The organism is Cupriavidus ulmosensis, assembly GCF_977008105.1.
Window position 1 is genome coordinate 2553897 of the sequence record NZ_CDRMWP010000002.1, and the last position, 18088, is coordinate 2571984.

Annotated in this window: 17 protein-coding genes and 1 pseudogene; 7 read left to right on the forward strand and 11 right to left on the reverse strand. The window is 71.3% G+C overall.

The window, feature by feature from the left end; translation table 11 throughout:
• Position 1: 1 nt before the first annotated feature.
• The 3 genes from ACWTPI_RS31045 to ACWTPI_RS31055 form a co-directional block, all read right to left on the reverse strand.
• A complete protein-coding gene (locus ACWTPI_RS31045) occupies positions 2 to 1684 on the reverse strand; it encodes an FAD-binding protein (protein WP_454733679.1) in 1683 nt (560 codons plus the stop codon).
• A 17-nt stretch (positions 1685 to 1701) separates the two neighbouring features.
• A complete protein-coding gene (locus tag ACWTPI_RS31050; protein ID WP_020202357.1) occupies positions 1702 to 2340 on the reverse strand; it encodes a 2Fe-2S iron-sulfur cluster-binding protein in 639 nt (212 codons plus the stop codon).
• A 217-nt stretch (positions 2341 to 2557) separates the two neighbouring features.
• On the reverse strand, positions 2558 to 2689 hold the full coding sequence (locus ACWTPI_RS31055; protein ID WP_255359638.1) for a hypothetical protein: 132 nt from the start codon (positions 2687 to 2689) through the stop codon (positions 2558 to 2560).
• 138 nt (positions 2690 to 2827) lie between these two features.
• Here ACWTPI_RS31055 and ACWTPI_RS31060 point away from each other — a divergent pair, with 138 nt between their 5' ends.
• On the forward strand, positions 2828 to 4333 hold the full coding sequence (locus tag ACWTPI_RS31060; protein ID WP_020202358.1) for a DASS family sodium-coupled anion symporter: 1506 nt from the start codon (positions 2828 to 2830) through the stop codon (positions 4331 to 4333).
• A 27-nt stretch (positions 4334 to 4360) separates the two neighbouring features.
• Here the strand turns inward: ACWTPI_RS31060 and ACWTPI_RS31065 are convergent, their stop codons facing one another.
• Together ACWTPI_RS31065 and ACWTPI_RS31070 are read right to left on the reverse strand one after the other, a co-directional pair.
• Positions 4361 to 4876 (reverse strand): nitrate reductase associated protein, encoded by a 516-nt coding sequence (locus tag ACWTPI_RS31065; RefSeq protein WP_020202359.1) that lies wholly within the window; start codon positions 4874 to 4876, stop codon positions 4361 to 4363.
• 23 nt (positions 4877 to 4899) lie between these two features.
• Positions 4900 to 7218, reverse strand: coding sequence for an FdhF/YdeP family oxidoreductase (locus tag ACWTPI_RS31070; RefSeq protein WP_454733680.1), 2319 nt, complete (start codon positions 7216 to 7218; stop codon positions 4900 to 4902).
• A 267-nt stretch (positions 7219 to 7485) separates the two neighbouring features.
• Between ACWTPI_RS31070 and ACWTPI_RS31075 the strand changes: the two genes are divergently transcribed.
• Together ACWTPI_RS31075 and fdhD are read left to right on the forward strand one after the other, a co-directional pair.
• Positions 7486 to 8406: a bestrophin family protein gene (locus tag ACWTPI_RS31075; protein WP_454733681.1), complete on the forward strand. Its 921-nt coding sequence runs from the start codon at positions 7486 to 7488 to the stop codon at positions 8404 to 8406.
• Positions 8407 to 8417: 11 nt separating this feature from the next.
• Entirely contained in the window at positions 8418 to 9290 is an 873-nt protein-coding gene (fdhD, locus tag ACWTPI_RS31080; protein WP_454733682.1) for a formate dehydrogenase accessory sulfurtransferase FdhD, read from the forward strand.
• 39 nt (positions 9291 to 9329) lie between these two features.
• Here fdhD and ACWTPI_RS31085 read toward each other — a convergent pair whose 3' ends face one another.
• Positions 9330 to 9632, reverse strand: a complete 303-nt coding sequence (locus ACWTPI_RS31085) for a hypothetical protein (protein WP_020202363.1) — start codon at positions 9630 to 9632, stop codon at positions 9330 to 9332.
• A gap of 362 nt (positions 9633 to 9994) precedes the next feature.
• Here ACWTPI_RS31085 and ACWTPI_RS31090 point away from each other — a divergent pair, with 362 nt between their 5' ends.
• The 4 genes from ACWTPI_RS31090 (at position 9995) to ACWTPI_RS31105 (ending at position 13222) form a co-directional block, all read left to right on the forward strand.
• Positions 9995 to 10945, forward strand: a complete 951-nt coding sequence (locus ACWTPI_RS31090; protein WP_454733683.1) for a helix-turn-helix domain-containing protein — start codon at positions 9995 to 9997, stop codon at positions 10943 to 10945.
• Positions 10946 to 11016: 71 nt separating this feature from the next.
• Positions 11017 to 11421, forward strand: a complete 405-nt coding sequence (locus ACWTPI_RS31095; protein WP_454733684.1) for a DUF3331 domain-containing protein — start codon at positions 11017 to 11019, stop codon at positions 11419 to 11421.
• Positions 11405 to 12679, forward strand: a complete 1275-nt coding sequence (locus ACWTPI_RS31100) for a chloride channel protein (protein WP_454733685.1) — start codon at positions 11405 to 11407, stop codon at positions 12677 to 12679. Before ACWTPI_RS31095 ends, ACWTPI_RS31100 begins: the two co-directional genes overlap by 17 nt.
• Before the next feature lie 198 nt (positions 12680 to 12877).
• The gene (locus ACWTPI_RS31105) at positions 12878 to 13222 is read left to right on the forward strand and encodes a hypothetical protein (RefSeq protein ID WP_454733686.1); all 345 of its coding nucleotides are present in this window, start codon (positions 12878 to 12880) and stop codon (positions 13220 to 13222) included.
• A gap of 332 nt (positions 13223 to 13554) precedes the next feature.
• Here the strand turns inward: ACWTPI_RS31105 and ACWTPI_RS31110 are convergent, their stop codons facing one another.
• The 5 genes and pseudogenes from ACWTPI_RS31110 to ACWTPI_RS31130 all read right to left on the reverse strand — a co-directional run bounded on the left by ACWTPI_RS31110 (position 13555) and on the right by ACWTPI_RS31130 (position 17963).
• Positions 13555 to 13902: a DUF4148 domain-containing protein gene (locus ACWTPI_RS31110; RefSeq protein WP_454733687.1), complete on the reverse strand. Its 348-nt coding sequence runs from the start codon at positions 13900 to 13902 to the stop codon at positions 13555 to 13557.
• A gap of 387 nt (positions 13903 to 14289) precedes the next feature.
• A pseudogene (locus ACWTPI_RS31115) lies at positions 14290 to 14529 on the reverse strand (response regulator); the annotation flags it as partial.
• Between the two features lie 159 nt (positions 14530 to 14688).
• A complete protein-coding gene (locus ACWTPI_RS31120; RefSeq protein WP_029043456.1) occupies positions 14689 to 15336 on the reverse strand; it encodes a response regulator transcription factor in 648 nt (215 codons plus the stop codon).
• Positions 15326 to 17194, reverse strand: a complete 1869-nt coding sequence (locus tag ACWTPI_RS31125) for a PAS domain-containing sensor histidine kinase (protein WP_454733688.1) — start codon at positions 17192 to 17194, stop codon at positions 15326 to 15328. Before ACWTPI_RS31125 ends, ACWTPI_RS31120 begins: the two co-directional genes overlap by 11 nt.
• Positions 17195 to 17465: 271 nt before the next feature.
• Entirely contained in the window at positions 17466 to 17963 is a 498-nt protein-coding gene (locus ACWTPI_RS31130) for a response regulator transcription factor (RefSeq protein ID WP_454733689.1), read from the reverse strand.
• Between the last annotated feature and the right edge of the window lie 125 nt (positions 17964 to 18088).

Sequence of the window (18088 nt, forward strand, 5' to 3'; positions counted from 1 at the left end):
CTCACCGGACCCCGCGGACCACGCGGCCCCGCGCGCCGGAATGCAGCCCCGCATCGACGCGCAGGTCGAAATTCGCGTAGCCCGGAAACAGCATCGGCGCCTTGACGTGAAGCGGCAGCCCGGCGAGCGTCAGTTCGCGCTGCCAGGCATGCACGTGGACGATGCCCGCGCGGCTGGCCATCGCGCCGTGCCACGACCCAGCCGCGCTGGCGCCCGCGCGCCGCCCCATGCTCAGGATGTCGAGCAGCGCGTTGCCCATCAGCCGGTTGCGCCCGTGGATGCCGCCCGCCACCTCGCCGACGCAGTACAGGCCGCCCACGTTCGTGGCGCCGTCCTTGCCGACCGCCACGCCGCCGTTCTGGTAATGGAGCGTCGGATAAACCAGGAAGGGCTCCCTGGCCGCGTCCTGGCCGCACCGGCGCGCGAGGTGGCTCAGCGTGACGAGGCGCTCGGCCAGGATGCCGGGATGCGCCATTTCCAGCGTCGGCGTGTCGAGGAAAACGCCCACCTGCTGGCCGCGCACGATGCCGCGCCCCTGCGCGCACTCGCGCAGGATCGACGAGGCCACGACGTCGCGCGGCTTGAGCTCGTCGACAAAGCGCTCGCCCTCGCCGTTGATCAGCTTCGCCCCGGCGGAACGCGCCGCCTCCGAGATGAGCCCGCCGGCGAGATGCTCGGGGTAGGCGATGCCGGTGGGATGGTACTGGAACGAATCGAGTTCGCGCAGCCGCGCGCCCATGCGGTAGGCCAGCACCAGGCCATCGGCCGTGGCGCCGTAGTGGTTCGACGTCGGGAACGCATTCAGGTGCAGGCGTCCCGCGCCGCCGGTGGCAACGATCACGGCGCGCGCGCGCACCAGCACGAAGGTGCGCCATTCGAGGTTGTAGATCACCGCGCCGGCACAGTTGCCGTGCTCGTCGGACAGCAGCTCGACCGCCGGGCACCGGTTCCACACCTCGATGCCGGGGTCCAGGTCCACCGCCTCGCGCAGCACCCGCATCAGTTCGAGCCCGGTGTAGTCGCGGTAGGAGAGGATGCGCGCGGCCGACGCCCCGCCCGGCTTCTTGCGCAGCAGGTTGCCGATGGGCCGGTCGTCCTCCTGGTCGAACGTCATGCCGAGCCGGATCAGCCAGCGGATGACGTCGGGGCCGTCCATCACCATCTGCGCGACGAGTTCGGGATCGCCGCGGAAGTGGCCGGCGCGCAGCGTGTCCTCGAAATGCAGCTGGGGGCTGTCGTCCTCGCCGACGGCCGCCTGGATGCCGCCTTCGGCCATCACGGTATTGCTGTCGCCGAGGCGCAGCTTGGTGGCGAGGATGACGCGCGCGCCCTCCTTCGCCGCCGTGAGCGCCACCGCGCATCCACCGCCGCCGCCGCCGATCACCAGCACGTCGGTGGTCACGAGCTGGGCCCCCGCGATGTCCACGTCGTCGATCAGCGCGTTGGCCTGCAGTTGGCGCGCCAGATCTGGCTGGCATGGCTCTCCCCGGTTCACGCCGATGGCGAGCGGCACGCGCGCGTCCGGGCCGTGGTCGGGATGAAAGCCTTTCAGGAGGGCGTCGGTGGGGTCGTTGCCGGGATCGTCATCGGGCGCCGCATTGGAGCCGCCGGCACCGCGCACCGCCGGCGTCATGCCGGGCCGGTAGCGCTGGCGGGCCTCGTCGTAGGGAATGCCTGCAAGCATGGTATTTGTTGGTCCGGTCAGCGTGGCGGGCGCGCGCCCGGCGCGTCGAAATCGATCCGCATCTCGCCGCTTTCGATCTGCTGCAGCCGGTGCATCAGGTTCGCCGGGCGCAGCCACAGCGCCGCGGTCATGCGCCGCACGAACAGGCCGAGGTGGTTGGGCCGGATCAGCTCGGGACAGGCCAGCGTGCAGAGATTGCACATGACGCATTCGTCGAAGACGCGGCCGGACTCCGCCAGCTTGCCCTCGACGGCGAGGTTCACCCCGCGCTGCACGTCGAGCCCCTTCGGGCACGCGCGGTCGCAGCCGCCGCAGTGGCGGCAATGCGCGGCTTCGGGGAAGGTCTCGCCGATCGATTGCAGCAGATGCCAGCTGTCGCCCGCTTCTTCGGGGCGATAGACGTGGCGCACCGGCGCGGTGAAATACTCGAGCGAGGCCACCTGCATGCCTTCCTCGATCAGGGTCTCGCAGGCAAGCGCGGTGTTGACCTCGCGCTCGCCGCCGCGCCGCACCAGCACGCGGCAGGAGCCGCACACGCCCTGGCCCATGCAGCCGACGCCCTCCACGAGCGTCTGCCCCGCGTGCAGGAACGCCTGCAGGATGGAGCAGTTCGGCGGGGCATCGATCTGGTGGCCTTCGATGGTCAGACGTACCATCCTTCGCACCTTGTCATTTTGTCTGGCGGCTCCGGCGCCACGCTGGCGCACTTGCCTAAAAGATCATATAAACCATAGCACATGGCGGTTATGGCAAAGAGGCAAGCAAGAGGGGAATCGCGATGGCGCCATTCCGGGGGGCCGCTGCCACACGCGCGGCACTGATTTTCACCATCCTCACCCGCGCCGCGGAGCGCCCTGTCCGGCACATATGGCATCATTCCATCATTTTCGTCGGCCTGATCGTCCACATGATGCCGAAAGCCACCCAGGAAAAACGCACCAGACCGGTGCCATTGCCGCGGGCATCGCGGCGCGATTTCTTATTCTTTCCGTCGAAAAGATTCACTTCCGCTTGCGAAGTCCATCGATCAGGATTGCCTGAGCCTCGAACGCGCGCCATGCCGCCGGCAGGCACGGTTCGCGTCGACCGGCACGGGGACTTCGGCTGTCTTCATTCACTGTGTATCCCTCGAGGAGTTCGAAGATGCTCGCCAGGATAGTCGCGCTGTATCGCTACTTCATGTCCGTGGTGCCCTTCCGGCTGACGCCGGCCATCATCACCACGGTCGTGCTCATCACGCTGCTGCTCATCCCCACGCCAGCCGGCCTGAACGACAACGCGTGGGACCTGGTGGCCATCTTCCTGACCACCATCGTCGCCATCATTCTCAAGGTGATGCCGATCGGCGTGATGGCGATGATGGCCATCGTGATCGTGTCGCTGGCGCAAGTGACCTCGAACTCGTCCAAGGGCGCCATCGCCGATGCCCTGAGCAGCTTCTCCAATCCGCTGATCTGGCTGATCGTCGTGGCCGTGCTGATCTCGCGCGGGCTGAAGAAGACCGGGCTTGGCAACCGCATCGGCCTGATGTTCATCGCGCTGCTGGGCAAGCGCACCATCGGCATCGGCTACGGGCTGGCGATCTGCGAGCTGGTGCTGGCGCCGTTCACGCCCAGCAACACCGCGCGCGGCGGCGGCATCGTGCACCCGATCATGCGCTCCATCGCCGGCGCCTTCGACTCCGATCCGGCCAAGGGAACCCAGGGCAAGGTCGGCACCTATCTCGCGCTGGTCAACTACCACGCCAACCCGATCACCTCGGCCATGTTCGTGACGGCGACCGCGCCCAACCCGCTGGTGGTCGACTACGTGGCCAGGGCCACCGGCCAGGCGCTGCACCTGACCTGGACCACCTGGGCGCTGTGCATGCTGGTGCCCGGCCTGCTGTGCCTGCTGCTGATGCCGCTCATCATCTTCGTGCTCAACCCGCCCGAGCTGAAGGCGACCCCCAACGCCATCGACTACGCCAAGGGCGAGCTCGCGCGCATGGGCCCGCTCAGCGGCAAGGAGCGGGTCATGATGGGCGTCTTCGCCGTGATGCTGTTCCTGTGGGCCAACGTGCCGGCGATGATCTTCGGCCCGGCCTTCACCCTCGACCCGACCGTGGTCGCCTTCCTCGGCCTGTTCACGCTGATCATCACCGGCACGATCGACTGGGACGACGTGCTCTCGGAAAAGAGCGCCTGGGACACCCTGATCTGGTTCGGCGCGCTGGTCATGCTCGCGGAGCAGCTCAACAAGCTCGGCGTGATCGCGTGGTTCTCGGCGGACATGCGCGACGCCATCGCCGCCAGCGGCATGGGCTGGCTCGCGGTGGCCTCGGTGCTGGTGCTGGTGTTCGTGTTTTCCCACTACCTGTTCGCCAGCACCACCGCGCACGTCAGCGCGATGATGCTGGCCTTCCTCACCGTGGGCGCGCACCTGATCCCGCCGCCCTACGTGCCGCCCTTCATGCTGATGATGACGGCCGGCTCGGCGATCATGATGACGCTGACCCACTACGCCACCGGCACCTCGCCGATCATCTTCGGCAGCGGCTACGTGACGATGGGACAGTGGTGGCGGGCCGGCGCGGTGATGTGCGTGTTCGAGCTGATCGTCTTCGCCGTGATCGGCGGCGTCTGGTGGAAGATCCTCGGATTCTGGTGATCCGGCCAGCGGCCGGCCGGCGGCCGCCTACAGCAGCCGCAGTTCGGCCAGCGCCAGCGCGAAGGCGTCGTTGGGGCGCGGCTTGCGCGACATCTTGACCAGCGTATAGCGCGCCAGCGGCGGCAGCCGCCGCCACGCCTCGGCCGGGGCCGGCGCGAGGCCGGCCCATGCGTACTGCGCCAGCACGGCGGCGGGCAGCGCGTCGAGCGCGCGCCACGACGCATCGGGCGCGGCGTCGAGCACGGCCGGCGCGCGGCCGATGTGCTGCCGCATGGCGGCGTCGAGCAATGCCCCGAAGCCGCCACCGTCATCGTCACCGTCATCTCCACCACCATCCTCGTCCCGCGCGCTGTCCAGGCTCGCCGCCACCAGCTGCCGGCGCGCGGGCAGCGGCAGCGCCTGCCACTCCGACAGCGCGATGGTCACGCCCGCGCGGTCGAGCGCGAAGCGCACGCTCATGGGAATGTAGCGCCAGGACTGCATGGCTTCGGCATCGGCCGGAAAGCCGAAGCAGGTGACGCCGGGTTGCGGTGCCGTGGGCATGGTGGTGGTCTCCTGGAGGCGCGTCAGCCGGCCGCGCGCGGCGCGGCGGTACGGTGCAGCAGCACCGGGATGGATTTCGAGGTCGGCGTGTTGCAGAGGTCGGCCACGCTGTCCAGCGGCACCAGCGGGTTGGTCTCGGGATAATACGCGCCGATGCAGCCGCGCGGGATATCGTACTCGACCAGCAGGAAACCGTCGGCGCGGCGCGCGATGCCGTCGTCCCAGACCGTGGTCATGTCCACCCAGTCGCCGGCCGCGAAGCCGAGCAGCGCCAGGTCGTCGCGGTTGATGAAGACCACGCGGCGCTGGCCGAACACGCCGCGGTAGCGGTCGTCCAGCGCGTAGACGGTGGTGTTGTACTGGTCGTGCGAGCGCGTGGTCATCAGCGTCATCAGGCGCTCGCCGTGCTGCGCGCGCGCCCGCGCGATGGGGGTGTCGGCGCTGAGCGGGTTGACCAGGAACACCGCCTTGCCCGAGGGCGTGTGCCATTCGCGCTCGCGCGCGGCCACGCGCAGGTGGAAGCCGCCCGGGTGGGCGATGCGCGCGTTGTAGTCCTCGAAGCCGTCCACCACCGCCGCGATCTTGTCGCGGATGCGCGCGTAGTCCTCGGCGTACCACAGCCACGGCACCAGCGCGTCGCCGAGCGTGGCGCGCGCCATGCGCGCGACGATGGCGGTCTCGGACATCAGGTTGGGCGAGGCCGGGCGGTTCATGCCGTAGGAGACGTGCACCATCGCCACCGAGTCCTCCACGGTGACGCCCTGCGCCACGCCGTTCTGCATGTCGATCTCGGTGCGGCCCAGCGTGGGCAGGATCAGCGCGGCCTTGCCGTGCACCAGGTGGCTGCGGTTGAGCTTGGTGGCGATGTGCACGGTGAGGTCGCACGAGCGCAGCGCGTCCCAGGTGCGCGGCGTGTCCGGCGTGGCCGCGGCGAAGTTGCCGCCCAGCCCGACGAACACCTTGACCTTGCCCGCGAGCATGGCCGCGATGGTCTCCACCACGTCGTAGCCGTGATGGCGCGGCGGCGAGAACGCGAACACCTCGCCGAGCTTGTCGAGGAACGCCGCGGCCGGCTTTTCCTCGATGCCCACGGTGCGGTTGCCCTGCACGTTGGAGTGGCCGCGCACCGGGCACAGGCCCGCGCCCTCGCGGCCGATGTTCCCGCGCAGCATCATCAGGTTGGTGAGCATCTGGATGGTCTGCACCGAATGCTTGTGCTGGGTCAGGCCCATGCCCCAGGTGCAGATCACACGCTGGCCGCGCGCGTAGATCAGCGCCAGGCCCTCGATGTCCTCGCGCGGCACGCCGGACTCGCGCTCGATCACGCCCCACGGCTCGGCGCGCAGGTCGGCCGCGAACGCCTCGAAGCCGGTGGTGTGGGCGGCGATGAAGCCGGTGTCGAGCACGCGCGGCCGGCCGGCGGCCACGGCCTCGTCGTCGAGCTCCACCACGCGCTTGGCCACGCCCTTGATGAGCGCGTAGTCGCCGCCGATGCGCGGCTGCACGAACACCGAGCAGATCTGCGTGCTCGACATGGTCAGCATTTCCATCGGGTGCTGCGGGCTGGTGAAGCGCTCCAGGCCGCGCTCGCGCAGCGGGTTGATCGAAACCAGGGTAGCGCCGCGCCTGGCGCATTCGCGCAGCTCGCCGAGCATGCGCGGATGGTTCGTCGCCGGGTTCTGGCCGAAGATCAGGATGGTGTCGGCATGCTCGAAATCGTCCAGCGTGACGGTGCCCTTGCCCACGCCCACGGTCAGCGGCATGCCGCGGCTGGTGGCCTCGTGGCACATGTTGGAGCAGTCGGGGAAATTGTTGGTGCCGTAGACGCGCGCGAACAGCTGGTACAGGAAGGCGGCTTCGTTGCTGGCCCGCCCGGAGGTGTAGAACGCGGCCCGGTCGGCGTCGGGCAGCGCGCGCAGGTGGCTGCCGATCAGCGCGAAGGCCTCGTCCCAGGCGATTGCCCGGTAGGTGTCGCTCGACGGGTCGTAGACCACCGGATCGGTCAGGCGGCCGTGCTGCTCCAGCTCGTAGTCGGTCTGCTGCATCAGCGCCTCGACCGTGTGGCGCGCCAGGAACGCCGGCGTCGCGCGCTTGGAGGTGGCCTCGGCGGCCACCGCCTTGACGCCGTTCTCGCAGAACTCGAAGGTCGAGGCGTGCTCGCGGTCGGGCCACGCGCAACCCGGGCAGTCGAAGCCGTCCGGCTGGTTCTGGCGGAACAGCGTGCGGTAGTTGCCGCCGGCCACCCGCTCCTTGAGCAGGTTGATCGCCACGTACTTGAGCGCGCCCCAGCCGGCGGCGGGGTGCGTATAGGGTTCGATGCGTGCTTTCGACTTGCTGCTCATGGCGAGGCTCCGGGTTTCCGTACAGCGCGGTTGCGTCAGTGGCGGCAGGTTAGTGCGCGCGGCGGCGGGCGGCTTTCGCCGCGGCCCGCCGATGTCGGATTCGCACGGCACCGCGCGGACGGCGGGCCGCCATCACGCGGCCACCACGCCGCCACCGTGCGAATCGGAAGAACGCGCGGGCGGCGCGAATACAGCCCCGGCGCGGCGCGCTACGCTGCGGCCCTGTTCCGTCGCACCCGCCATTCCACCGTCCCCAAGGCCCGCACCGTGATCGTCCGCCCCCCGCAGAACTGGTTTCGCATGCTGTTCGTCTGGAACGGCTCGGTGCTCCAGAACATCATTCCGCAGCTGGTCTTCATGGCGCTGGTGAGCGGGCTCGCGGTGGCCACCGGCGGGCGCGTGCTGGGCGAGAAGATCCCGCTCAATGCCGTTCCCTTCACCCTGTGCGGCGTGGCGCTGACCATCTTCCTGGCGTTCCGCAACAACGCCAGCTACGACCGCTACTGGGAAGCGCGCAAGCTGTGGGGCCACCTGTTCATCGCCTCGCGCACGCTGGCGTCGCAGGCGCTGTGCTACGCCGCGCCGGTGGACGGCGCGTTCGACGGCGCGGCCTTCGCGCGCGGCATCGTCGCCTTCGCCTGCGCGCTGAAGCACCAGTTGCGCGGCACCAGCCCCGCCGCCGACCTGTGGCGCCTGCTGCCCGCGCACGCGGCGGCGGCGCTGGCCGCCAAGCAGTACAAGCCGGTGGCGCAGCTCAACGCGCTGCGCGCGGCGCTGGCGGCCTCGCACCGGCGCCTGGGCATCACCGGCACCCAGCTGTGGATGCTGGACCGCCAGCTCGACCGCCTCGGCGAGGTGGTGGGCGGCTGCGAGCGCATCGCCTCCACGCCGATCCCGTTCGCCTACGGCGTGCTGCTCCATCGCACGGTGTACGCCTACTGCATGCTGCTGCCGTTCGGGCTGGTCGACTCCATCGGCATGGCCACGCCGCTGATCGCCATCTTCGTGTCGTACACGCTGATCGCGCTGGAGGCGATCGCCAGCGACATCGCCGAGCCGTTCGGCCTGGCGCCGAACAACCTCGCGCTGGACGCCATCACGAACGGCATCGAACGCTCGCTGCTGGAACTGTGCGAGCTCGAACTGCCGCCCGCGGCCACGCCCGTGCGCGCCTACCACCTGACCTGAGGAAGCCCGCCATGCCCGAGACGACCAACCCGCCCGCCGCGCGCCGCGGCCCCGGCGGCCAGAACGACGAAGGCGGCGAGCGCGCCGGCAGCATCGCCTGCGCGGTGGTGCGCCACGGCCCCGGCTTCTCCCGCCCCGGCCGCGACCGCGTGGCCGAGGAATTCCCGGTGGCGCTGGTCTTCAACGGCATCTCGCACGCGGTGATGATGACCACCCCGCGCGACCTCGAGGCGTTCGCGGTGGGCTTCGCGCTGACCGAGGGCATCGTCGGGGCCGCCTCGGACATCTTCGACATCGAGCTCGCCATGCATGAGAACGGCGCCGAGGTGCGGCTCCGCATCGCGCAGGAAGCCTTCCTGCTGCTCAAGCAGCGCCGCCGCAGCCTGGCCGGGCGCACCGGCTGCGGCGTGTGCGGGCTGGAAAGCCTGGCGCTGCTCGATCTCGCGCCGGCGCCGCTGGCGCCGGTGCCGGGCCGCGCCGAGATCCTGCCCGAGGCGGTCTGGCGCGCCGCGCGCGACCTGCCGGCGCGCCAGCCGCTGATGCGCGAGACCGGCGGCATCCACGCCGCGGCGTGGTGCGCGCCGGACGGCGGCGTGCTGCGCGTGATGGAAGACGTGGGCCGCCACAACGCGCTGGACAAGCTGATCGGCCAGCTCGCGCTGGCGCGCGCCGACCTGCGCCAGGGTTTCGTCTTCATGTCCAGCCGCGCCAGCTACGAACTGGTGCGCAAGGCCGCGCGCATGCAGATCCCGGCGCTGGCCACGATCTCGGCGCCGACCTCGCTGGCGATCGGCATCGCGCGGCAGGCCGGCATGCGGCTGCTGAGCTTCTGCCGGCGCGACAGCCTCTCCGAGTTCGCCGGCGAGGCGCTCGCGCACTGCTGAGCACCCCCACGCAACGACCGGGGTGGCGGGCGGCGGCGCTCACGCCGCGCCGAACAGCTCCCTGCACAGCGCCGTGCCGCCCTCGGTCAGCCAGACCGTGCCGGTGGCGCCGTCCGGCTCCATGCGCACGGCCAGCAGGTTTCCTTCCTCGAGATCCACCAGCGTGCGCCGCAGCTCGCTCATCGGCAGGCCGGCGCGCTTGCGCAGGCGCGCCAGCGACATGGCGCGGCCGTCGCCGGCCTGGCCGGCCTCCCAGCACACCGCGAGGATGCTCAGCAGCGCGGTGTGCGCCTGGGGGTCCCAGTCCGGGTCCGGGTTGGCGTGCGGGTCCTGGCCAGTCATGGCGTCTCCGTGTGCGTGCGGGGTCGGTGGTCGATGCAAAGGCCGGTTCAGCGGTCGGGCATGGCGGGCACCGGCGTCTCGCGGCTGCGCGAGCGCGCTCTGCGCCTCGCGGTTCAGCAGCGCGTAGCTGAGCCGGCTTTCCCACGCCAGCGTGGCCGCGCCGGTCACCAGACAGCATACGCCCGTGTCAGCAGCACAGGCGCCCGCCGCGCCGCAAGCTAAACCTAGGTATGAATCGCGCAAACCATCCGACGCCGCCCGCAACCGTTCGTAGGGCTGGTGGCCCGCCCGGCGCTGCGATACCTTGAATCCATCGCGGACCGACGTCCCGCCCCCATCCAGAACCCACATCGAGGTCCATCATGTTCCATGCCCCGCTCGCGTGCCACCCCGCCTCGGAAGACCTCGCGCCGGCGCCGTCCCGCTGCCCCATCGACCAGGAAAGCGCCTGGCGCTCGCCCGGCGGCGCGGCGCATGGCGTGGTGCCGGTGTCGCGTTGGACGCGCCGCGCCGGCGCGCCGTGCGCGGTGGCCCATCCCGGCAACGACGCGCACCACTGCATCGCCATGAGCCTGAAATGCACCTCGCTGACGTTCACGCACGCCAGCCGCGTGGTGGTGTCCGGCCGCGTCACTGCGGGCGTGGTGCAAGTCACCGCGCCGCGCGTGGCGGTGCGCGCCACCTTCGACGCGCCCAGCGACGTGCTCCACCTGTACGCCTCGCAGGCGGTGCTGGCCGAGTGCTACCAGGACCTGTTTGGCCACGCGCATGCCGGCGACATCGTGCTCGGCGATCCGCGCCTGGTGCAGGACGGCGCGCTCGAGCGGCTGGGGCAGGCGCTGGCGGTGGCGCAGACGCGGGACGGCGGCGCGGGCCGCATCTTCACCGACAGCGTGAGCCTGGCCATCGTCTCGCGGCTGGTGGCGCGCCACTTCCAGCAGGCCGCGCCCAGGGGACGCAACATGACCGCGCTGCCCGCGTGGCGCCTGCGCCGCGCCACCGACTATATCGACGCCCATCTGTCGGAAGCCATCGGCCTGGCCGACATCGCCGACAGCGCCGGCCTCACGCGCATGCATTTCGCCGCGCAGTTCCGCCTCGCCACCGGGCTGCGCCCGCACGAATACCTGCTGCGCCGGCGCATCGAGCGGGCCCAGGTGCTGCTCGGCGCCAGCGGCCAGACCATGCTCGACGTGGCGCTGGGCTGCGGCTTCCGCTCGCAGTCGCACTTCACCACGGTGTTCAAGCGCTTCGTGGGCGAGACGCCCTACAACTGGAAGGTCAAGAGCGGCCTCGAACGCAAGGCCGCCTGATCCGCATGATGCGCATTAGGCGCCGCCGCCGCGCGGCGCGCGCCAGGCCATCCCGAACCGGAGGTGTCGACATGCCAGCCGACAGCAACGTCATCGACCGCGGCGCCCCCGCCCCGCGCGCCGCCGATCCCTGGCAGCAGGCCCTGCGCCTGCTGTCGGCCCGCGCGGAGGGCCTCGCGCCGCCGTGCGCGAACGCCGCGCCGCGCGCCGCGCGCGGCTACTACGGCGCGCTGATCAGCGTGATCGACCGGCCCGGCCCCGGCACCGCCACGCTGGCCTGGCGCGACGCCACCCACTGCCGCTACGGCGACCAGGAATGGGACGCCGCCACCGCGCGCGCGGCCGGCGTGTGCGCCATGAGCGGGCAGGCCATCGCGCCGGGCGACGCCATCTACAAGCCGCGCCCGTGCCGCCCGCGCCCGCGCAATGCCGATGCCATGATCCTGGCAACCGTGCTCGATGCCGCCGCGCAGTGACAGCGGCGGCGGCGCGGCGCGTGCCGCCGGCCTGCTGCGCTGGCCGCTCGCGCTGCTGGCCACCGGCGTGGCCGGCGGCGTGGTCGGCCTCGCCGTGGCCACCCTGCTCCACTTCGTGCAGCACCTCGCCTACGGCTACGGCGCGCTGGCTTCCGAGAGCTTCCTGCAAGGCGTGACGCAATCCTCCCCGCCGCGGCGCGTGGCGGTGCTGTGCCTGTGCGGCATCGTCGCCGGCGCGGGCTGGTGGGCCGTGTACCGCTGGTGCCAGCCGCTGCGCGGCATCGCGCGCGCGGTGCGGGCCGAAGCCTGGCTGCCGCCGTTCGCCACCACCTGCCACGCGCTGCTGCAGGTCATCACCGTGGCGCTGGGCTCGCCGCTCGGCCGCGAGGTGGCGCCGCGCGAGCTGGCCGCGATGCTGGCCGGCGTGCTGGCGCGCCGCCTCGCCCTGCCCGCCGCGCACGCGCGCCTGCTGGTGGCATGCGGCGCGGGCGCCGGCCTGGCGGCGGTGTACAACGTGCCGCTGGCCGGCGCGGTGTTCGTGCTCGAAGCGCTGCTCGCCACGGCGGGCTGGCGCGCGGTGCTGGCCGCGCTCACTACCTCGTGCCTGGCCGCGCTGGTGGCGCGCGCGGGGCTCGGCAATCATCCGCAATACCTGGTGCCGCACTATCCGGTGACGCCCGCGCTGCTGGCGTGGGCCGCGCTGGCCGGGCCGCTGCTGGGCGCGCTCGGCACCGTGTTCGCGCGCTGGACCGCGGCGGCGCGGCGGCGGGCCGCGGCCGGCTGGTGGCTGCCGCTGCTGTGCGTGCTCAACTTCGCCTGCATCGGGCTGGTCGCCACGCGCTTTCCCGCGCTGCTGGGCAACGGCAAGGGGCCGGCGCAGGTCGGCTTCGACGGCGCCTTCGGCGCCACGGCCGCGCTGGCCCTGCTGGGCCTGCGCGCGCTCTTCACGCTGACCAGCCTGCGCGCGGGCGCGCAGGGCGGCCTGCTCACGCCGGCGCTGGCCATCGGCGCGCTGCTCTCCATCGTGCTGGGCGAGGGCTGGTCCCTCGTCTGGCCCGGCACCGCGCCCGGCGCCTTCGCGCTGGTCGGCGGCGCGGCCTTCCTCGGCGCCACGATGCGCGCGCCGCTCACCGCGGCGGTGCTGATCGCCGAGTTCACGCGGTCCGGCGGCGCCTTGCTGCTGCCGGTGGCGCTGGGCGTGTGCGGCGCGTGGCTCGGCGCCGCGGGCATGCGCCGCCTGCAGGCGGCCGCGGCCTAGCCGCGCGCAGCTTCGCGCGCATCTCCGGCTAAACCAAAGGATAGGGTGGCGCTACCAATGCGCTAGCCCGGCGCACCTCGCGTACGAAGGCGCCGGCGCAACGCGGCTTCTATGCTTTCCAGCAAGGAGCCGGCATCGTGCGGTTCCCCTCGACGGCACACCTGCCGACACCACGCCTCGACCCACCGGAGAACCACCATGACCATCCTGACCCGACGCCTGCTCGCCACCGCCCTGCTCGCCGCCAGCGCGCTCGGCGCCACGCTTGCCCACGCCGCCGACCCGCGCGCCAGCGCGCAGGCCGGCGACAGCTACGGCTACCGCTTCAGCGTCGACAAGCCGCGCGACGTCTATACCGACGGCGCGCGCAACGACAAGCGCGACGTCTACCTGGACGGCGCGCACGGCCGCAAGTACGACGCCTTCACCGAAGGCGCGCGCGCCGGGCAGCCGCCGCGGCCGTTCGCGGGCCTGCAACTGGCCGGCCGCGACCAGAGCGGCGTGTCGGCATCGCCCGCCGACGAGCAGAACTCGCACACCTGAACACCGCGACGGCACCGGCGGCGCCCGCAATGCCGGGCGCCATCCACTCTCAACACGCATGCCGCACGAAACCGTGCCCAGGCGCATCGGCTCGCACCGATGACCGGCATGCCTTGCAGGGAACGGGAAAGAAGAAGAAGAACCGGGACGGATCGTCGAATCCCGCGCGCCGGGATCCATGAGGGATGTTCACGTACTTCGATACCGCCGATGCCTCGGGCACCAGCACGCTACAACGCCGCCGCGCGCGAAATGCGCGCGCCAGGCACAACCAAAGCAAAGCAGCCCGCCCCGGCTGCTCCGGGGCGGGCTGCTGCCGGCGTGGTCTGCATTCAGGCCCCGGCGTAGAACGGGTTGCGCGGCAGGTCGATGCGCGGCACCGTGTTCATCGACGCCTGCATCGGCATGCCGGCCGTCTGCGCGGCGGCCGGCGCGGCTGCCTTGTCGTTGCTGGCCATCTGTTCCTGCGCGGCGACCTTGGCTTCGGCGGCCTGGATGTCGGCCGGATAGGTCGCGTTGTCGATGTGCGGATCGTAGCCGGCCTTCTCGAGGCGGATCAGGTCGGCGCGCACTTCGGCGCGGGTCACGGGGCCTTGCGCGCTCTGTGCGCTCTGCGCGAACGACACCACGGGAGCGGCCATGACGCAGGCGACGAGTACGGTCTGGATCAGCGATTTCATGATGATTACCTCTTTCGGTTGGGTGGCCCGCCGGAGTGCGGTGCCTTGGTTCTTGCGTCAGGATGTGAGCAAGTTGTGATCATTGTTGGTCAGACGTGGTGACTCGCGGCTGACCATCTGATTACAAGGTTGTCACGTTGGCGCTGCGCCGGTCTCGCCCCTCCCGCAAGCCGCTCTTTCCTCTCTTTCCGGGCCGCTCCTGCGCCCCCCGCGCAACATGACGACTTGGTCATGCGCCGGTCAGCGCCCGGTAAGTCCGCCGCGCCACACTGCATCCATGACCCGGCGCCGCGCGGAACCGGCCCCGCGGCGCCCCGCCACCCCTTGCCTGGAGGCTTCGATATGGATCGTCGGACCCACCCCGCGGCGCCCCTGTGCCTTCAGCCGGCGCGCGCTCAGGAACAGCACCGGCGTGGCGTGGCTCGCGCGCAGCGCCTTGAGCACCGACCAGCCGTCCATCGCCGGCAGCGTCACGTCCAGCACGATCACGTCGTAGGGATATTCCTGCGCCAGGAACAGGCCGTCGGCGCCGTCGGCGGCCACGTCCACCTGGCAGCCGGATTCCTGCACGCCTTTCTTGAGATAGGCGCCCGTCTTGGGCTCGTCCTCGATCACCAGTACGCGCATGTGCTTGTCCTCCGCGGCATTGGCGGCGGCCGGGAGCGGCCGCCGCGTCAGCTTGAAGGTAGTGCACGCGCGGCGGCGCGGACAGCCCTACGATCGGTTGCGCGGCGCGCCCGTCGGGGTGAGGCGGCTATACCGGGGTATGGGCGGCGCGCGGCGCCGTCACGACAGCGCGCCGGACGTCATGCCGAGCGCCTCGGCCTTGAGCACAAAGTCCGCCAGCGAGCGCGAGCCCATCTTCTTCATGGCCTGGCCGCGGTGGATCTTCACGGTGATCTCGCTCAGGCCCATCTCGCCGGCGATCTGCTTGTTCATCAGGCCGCGCACCACCAGCGCCATCACTTCGCGCTCGCGCGGCGTGAGAGTGTCGTAGCGCCGGCGCAGGTCGGCGCTGGACTGGTCGGCCGCGCGCCGCGCGGCGTCGCGCTCGAGCGCGCTGGTCACGGCGTCGAGCATGTCCTGGTCGCGGAACGGCTTGGCGAGGAAGTCGGTGGCGCCCGCCTTCATGGCCTTGACCGACATGGCGATGTCGCCGTGCGCGGTCATGAAGACGATCGGGATCGGGATGCGCCCGGCCGCGATCTGCTCCTGCACGGCCAGGCCGCTCTGGCCCTTGAGGCGCACGTCCAGGATCAGGCAGCTCGGCGCGTCGCCGAGCTCATGCGCGAGGAATTCCTGCGCCGAGGCGAACGCCTCGACGCGCAGCCCCACCGAGCGCAGCAGCATGCCGACGGCGACGCGCATCGACTCGTCGTCGTCCACCACGTAGACGACCCCCGTACCCCCGCTTGCGCCGGGCTCATTGCTCATGGCTGGCTCCCTTGGTGTTGCCTTCGGCCACGCCGGCGGCATCGCCGTCGTCCGGCTCGTGCAGGGGCAGCAGCACCTGCAGCAGCGCGCCGCCCTCCGGCGGCGACTCGGCCCAGATGCGCCCGCCGTGCGCCTCGATGATGGAGCGGCAGATCGACAGCCCCATGCCCATGCCGTCGGCCTTGGTGGTGAAGAAGGCATTGAACAGGCGCCCGGCGTCCTCGGGCGCGATGCCCTTGCCGGAGTCGCGCACCTCGACCCGCACGTGCCGCTCGTCGGCCGCGCGCGTGGCGACCCGCAGGCAGCGCCGTCCGCCGACCGAATCCATCGCCTGCACCGCGTTCATCAGCAGGTTGATGAGCACCTGCTGGAGCTGGATGCGGTCGCCGCAGATCAGCGCGGGCGGCTCGCCCAGGCGCAGCTCGGCCTCCACGTGATGGTCCTGCAGCTCGCGCCGCACCAGCGCCAGCGATTCGTCGACCAGCGCGTTGAGGTCCATCTCCGCGTAGCTGGGATCGCGCTTCTGCGCCATCGAGCGGATCTGGCGGATGATCTCGCTGGAGCGCCGGGCGTCGCGGATCATCTGCCGGATCGACTCGGTGGCCTCGCCGACCTCGGGCTGCGGGCGGTTGAGCCAGCGCAGCGCGGAGTCGCCGCAGGTGACGATGGCGGCGATCGGCTGCGTCACCTCGTGCGCGATCGACGCCGCCAGCTCGCCCAGCGTGGTGACGCGCATCACGTGCGCCAGCTCGGACAAGGTGCGCTGCAGCGCCTGCTGCGTCAGCGTGGTGTCGGTGACGTCCATGAGCGCGCCCACGTACTCGTAGCGGCCGGCCGCGGCCACGGTCCGCCGCGCCACCAGGTGCACGTGCTTGACGGTGCCGTCCGGCAGCAGCAGGCGGTGCGCCACGTCGATCTGCGGCACGCCGGCACGCGCCTGCTCGCGCGCGGCCTGCACCAGCGCGAGGTCTTCCGGATGGGTGCGCTCGATCACCCGCTCCGCGCTCGGCTGCACGTCCCGGCCGTAGCCGAAGATGGAGTAGGCCTCGTCCGACCACGTCATGGCGCCCTCGGGCAGCCGCATGGCGATGCTGCCGGTCTTGCTCAGCTGCTGCGCCTCCGCCAGGAAGGCCTCGCTCTGCGCCAGCGCCGCCTCGGCGCGCTGGCGCTCGGTGATGTCGTTGTTGGTGGCGATGATGGCGACCGGCTTGCCGGCGCCGTCGCGCCACAGGGCCCAGCGGCTGGAGATGACCACGCGCGCGCCGTCGCGGCGGACGCGCTCCAGCTCGCCGTCCCAGCGCCCGTTGCGCAGCAGTTCCTCGTGGATGCGCTCCGGCGGGATCGGGAAACGCGTCTGCGTCAGGGTGTGCATGGGCTGCCCGATGGCCTGCGCGGCGGTCCAGCCGTACACTTCCTCGGCGCCGTGGTTCCAGAAGGTGATGATGTCGTTGAGGTCGTAGACGACGATGGCGTCGTGCGTCATGTCGAGCATCTGCACCTGCTCGCGCAGGCGCGCGTTGCTGGCCAGGTTGCGCACCGCCAGCAGCGAGGTGATGCCGATCGCCAGCAGGCTGAACACGCAGCGCGCCAGCGAGCCGCCGCCCATGTGCGCGCCCTTGGACAGCAGGAAGCCGATCACGGTGAGGACGGCGCAGACCACCGCCACCGCCAGCGTGGCGCGGCGCGAGCCGGTCAGCGCGACCAGCAGCACCACCACCACGTAGAGGACCGCGATGGCGATGTCCAGCGGCGTCAGCGCGTCGATCAGGAAGACCGCGACGGCCAGCAGCGCGGCCGCGCCCAGCAGGATGCGCGAGTCCGACAGCGCGGGGTCGCCCGCCCGGAACGACTCATTCATCGCGGGGCTGCCGGCGCGCGGCGGGCGCGAAGGGAATGGGGGCGGCGCATCTGGGGGGCGGCTCATTTCGGACAAACCGATTCGATGGCATGGTTCCTCGGCGCTTCGTTTTCTGCGGTGGCCGGCGGCGGCCCGGCGCACGCGGCGAACGCGGCACGCCGGGCATGGCGCGGAAAATTATACCGTTGCGCGGCCTTTGTCCCCGTGCCGGAAACGACGAACCCGGCGGCCAATCCGGCGGCAAACCCATCGACAAATCCACCGGCGCCGCTCAACGGCCCGGCGCCGCGTCGCCGCGCGCGATCCGGTCCAGGCATTCCTGCACGGAGGCGCCGTCGACCGGCTTGCAGAGAAACGACAGCGCCCCGCTCTCCATCGCCTGCCGGCGGATCGCCTCGGTGCAGAACGCGGTGATGAAGATCACCGGAATGCGGCAGCCGGCCTCCACCAGCTTGCGCTGCATCTCCAGGCCGGTCATGCCCGGCATCTGGATGTCGGAGATCACCCCGGCCACCTCGGCGGCGCGGCCCGAATCGAGAAAGGCGTGGGCCGAAGCGAACAAAAGCACCTTCCAGCCCAGCGAGCGCACCAGGCTTGACGTGGCGAGGCGAACGGAATCGTCGTCGTCAACGATGGCGATTATCTGGTTGTTATGCAAAGCGACTACCTCGACCAAGCTGAGCAATGGGTCCGGTGCGCCAGCGGCGGCGGCGGCAGTCCGGCTACCCTCGACTGCATGATACGGGCGGCGTTTTGCGCGCGGAATCATATATAGGTATATGCGCCGGCGCGCCGGCGCGCGGAAACTGGTGGCCGTGCCGTCCTGGCGTCACTTCCGGCGGGAGGCAGGAAAAGAGGGAGAGCGGCGGCGCGCGCCACGCCGCCGCCTCGTGC

Excerpts from the sequence above, each read along its gene's own strand:
- ACWTPI_RS31070 (WP_454733680.1), bottom strand. The coding sequence starts at position 7,218 with ATGAGCAGCAAGTCGAAAGCACGCATCGAACCCTATACGCACCCCGCC.
- ACWTPI_RS31060 (WP_020202358.1), top strand. The coding sequence starts at position 2,828 with ATGCTCGCCAGGATAGTCGCGCTGTATCGCTACTTCATGTCCGTGGTG.
- fdhD (WP_454733682.1), top strand. The coding sequence starts at position 8,418 with ATGCCCGAGACGACCAACCCGCCCGCCGCGCGCCGCGGCCCCGGCGGC.
- ACWTPI_RS31050 (WP_020202357.1), bottom strand. The coding sequence starts at position 2,340 with ATGGTACGTCTGACCATCGAAGGCCACCAGATCGATGCCCCGCCGAAC.
- ACWTPI_RS31110 (WP_454733687.1), bottom strand. The coding sequence starts at position 13,902 with ATGAAATCGCTGATCCAGACCGTACTCGTCGCCTGCGTCATGGCCGCT.
- ACWTPI_RS31095 (WP_454733684.1), top strand. The coding sequence starts at position 11,017 with ATGCCAGCCGACAGCAACGTCATCGACCGCGGCGCCCCCGCCCCGCGC.
- ACWTPI_RS31105 (WP_454733686.1), top strand. The coding sequence starts at position 12,878 with ATGACCATCCTGACCCGACGCCTGCTCGCCACCGCCCTGCTCGCCGCC.
- ACWTPI_RS31130 (WP_454733689.1), bottom strand. The coding sequence starts at position 17,963 with ATGATTCCGCGCGCAAAACGCCGCCCGTATCATGCAGTCGAGGGTAGC.
- ACWTPI_RS31100 (WP_454733685.1), top strand. The coding sequence starts at position 11,405 with ATGCCGCCGCGCAGTGACAGCGGCGGCGGCGCGGCGCGTGCCGCCGGC.
- ACWTPI_RS31125 (WP_454733688.1), bottom strand. The coding sequence starts at position 17,194 with ATGAATGAGTCGTTCCGGGCGGGCGACCCCGCGCTGTCGGACTCGCGC.
- ACWTPI_RS31085 (WP_020202363.1), bottom strand. The coding sequence starts at position 9,632 with ATGACTGGCCAGGACCCGCACGCCAACCCGGACCCGGACTGGGACCCC.
- ACWTPI_RS31065 (WP_020202359.1), bottom strand. The coding sequence starts at position 4,876 with ATGCCCACGGCACCGCAACCCGGCGTCACCTGCTTCGGCTTTCCGGCC.
- ACWTPI_RS31045 (WP_454733679.1), bottom strand. The coding sequence starts at position 1,684 with ATGCTTGCAGGCATTCCCTACGACGAGGCCCGCCAGCGCTACCGGCCC.
- ACWTPI_RS31120 (WP_029043456.1), bottom strand. The coding sequence starts at position 15,336 with ATGAGCAATGAGCCCGGCGCAAGCGGGGGTACGGGGGTCGTCTACGTG.
- ACWTPI_RS31090 (WP_454733683.1), top strand. The coding sequence starts at position 9,995 with ATGTTCCATGCCCCGCTCGCGTGCCACCCCGCCTCGGAAGACCTCGCG.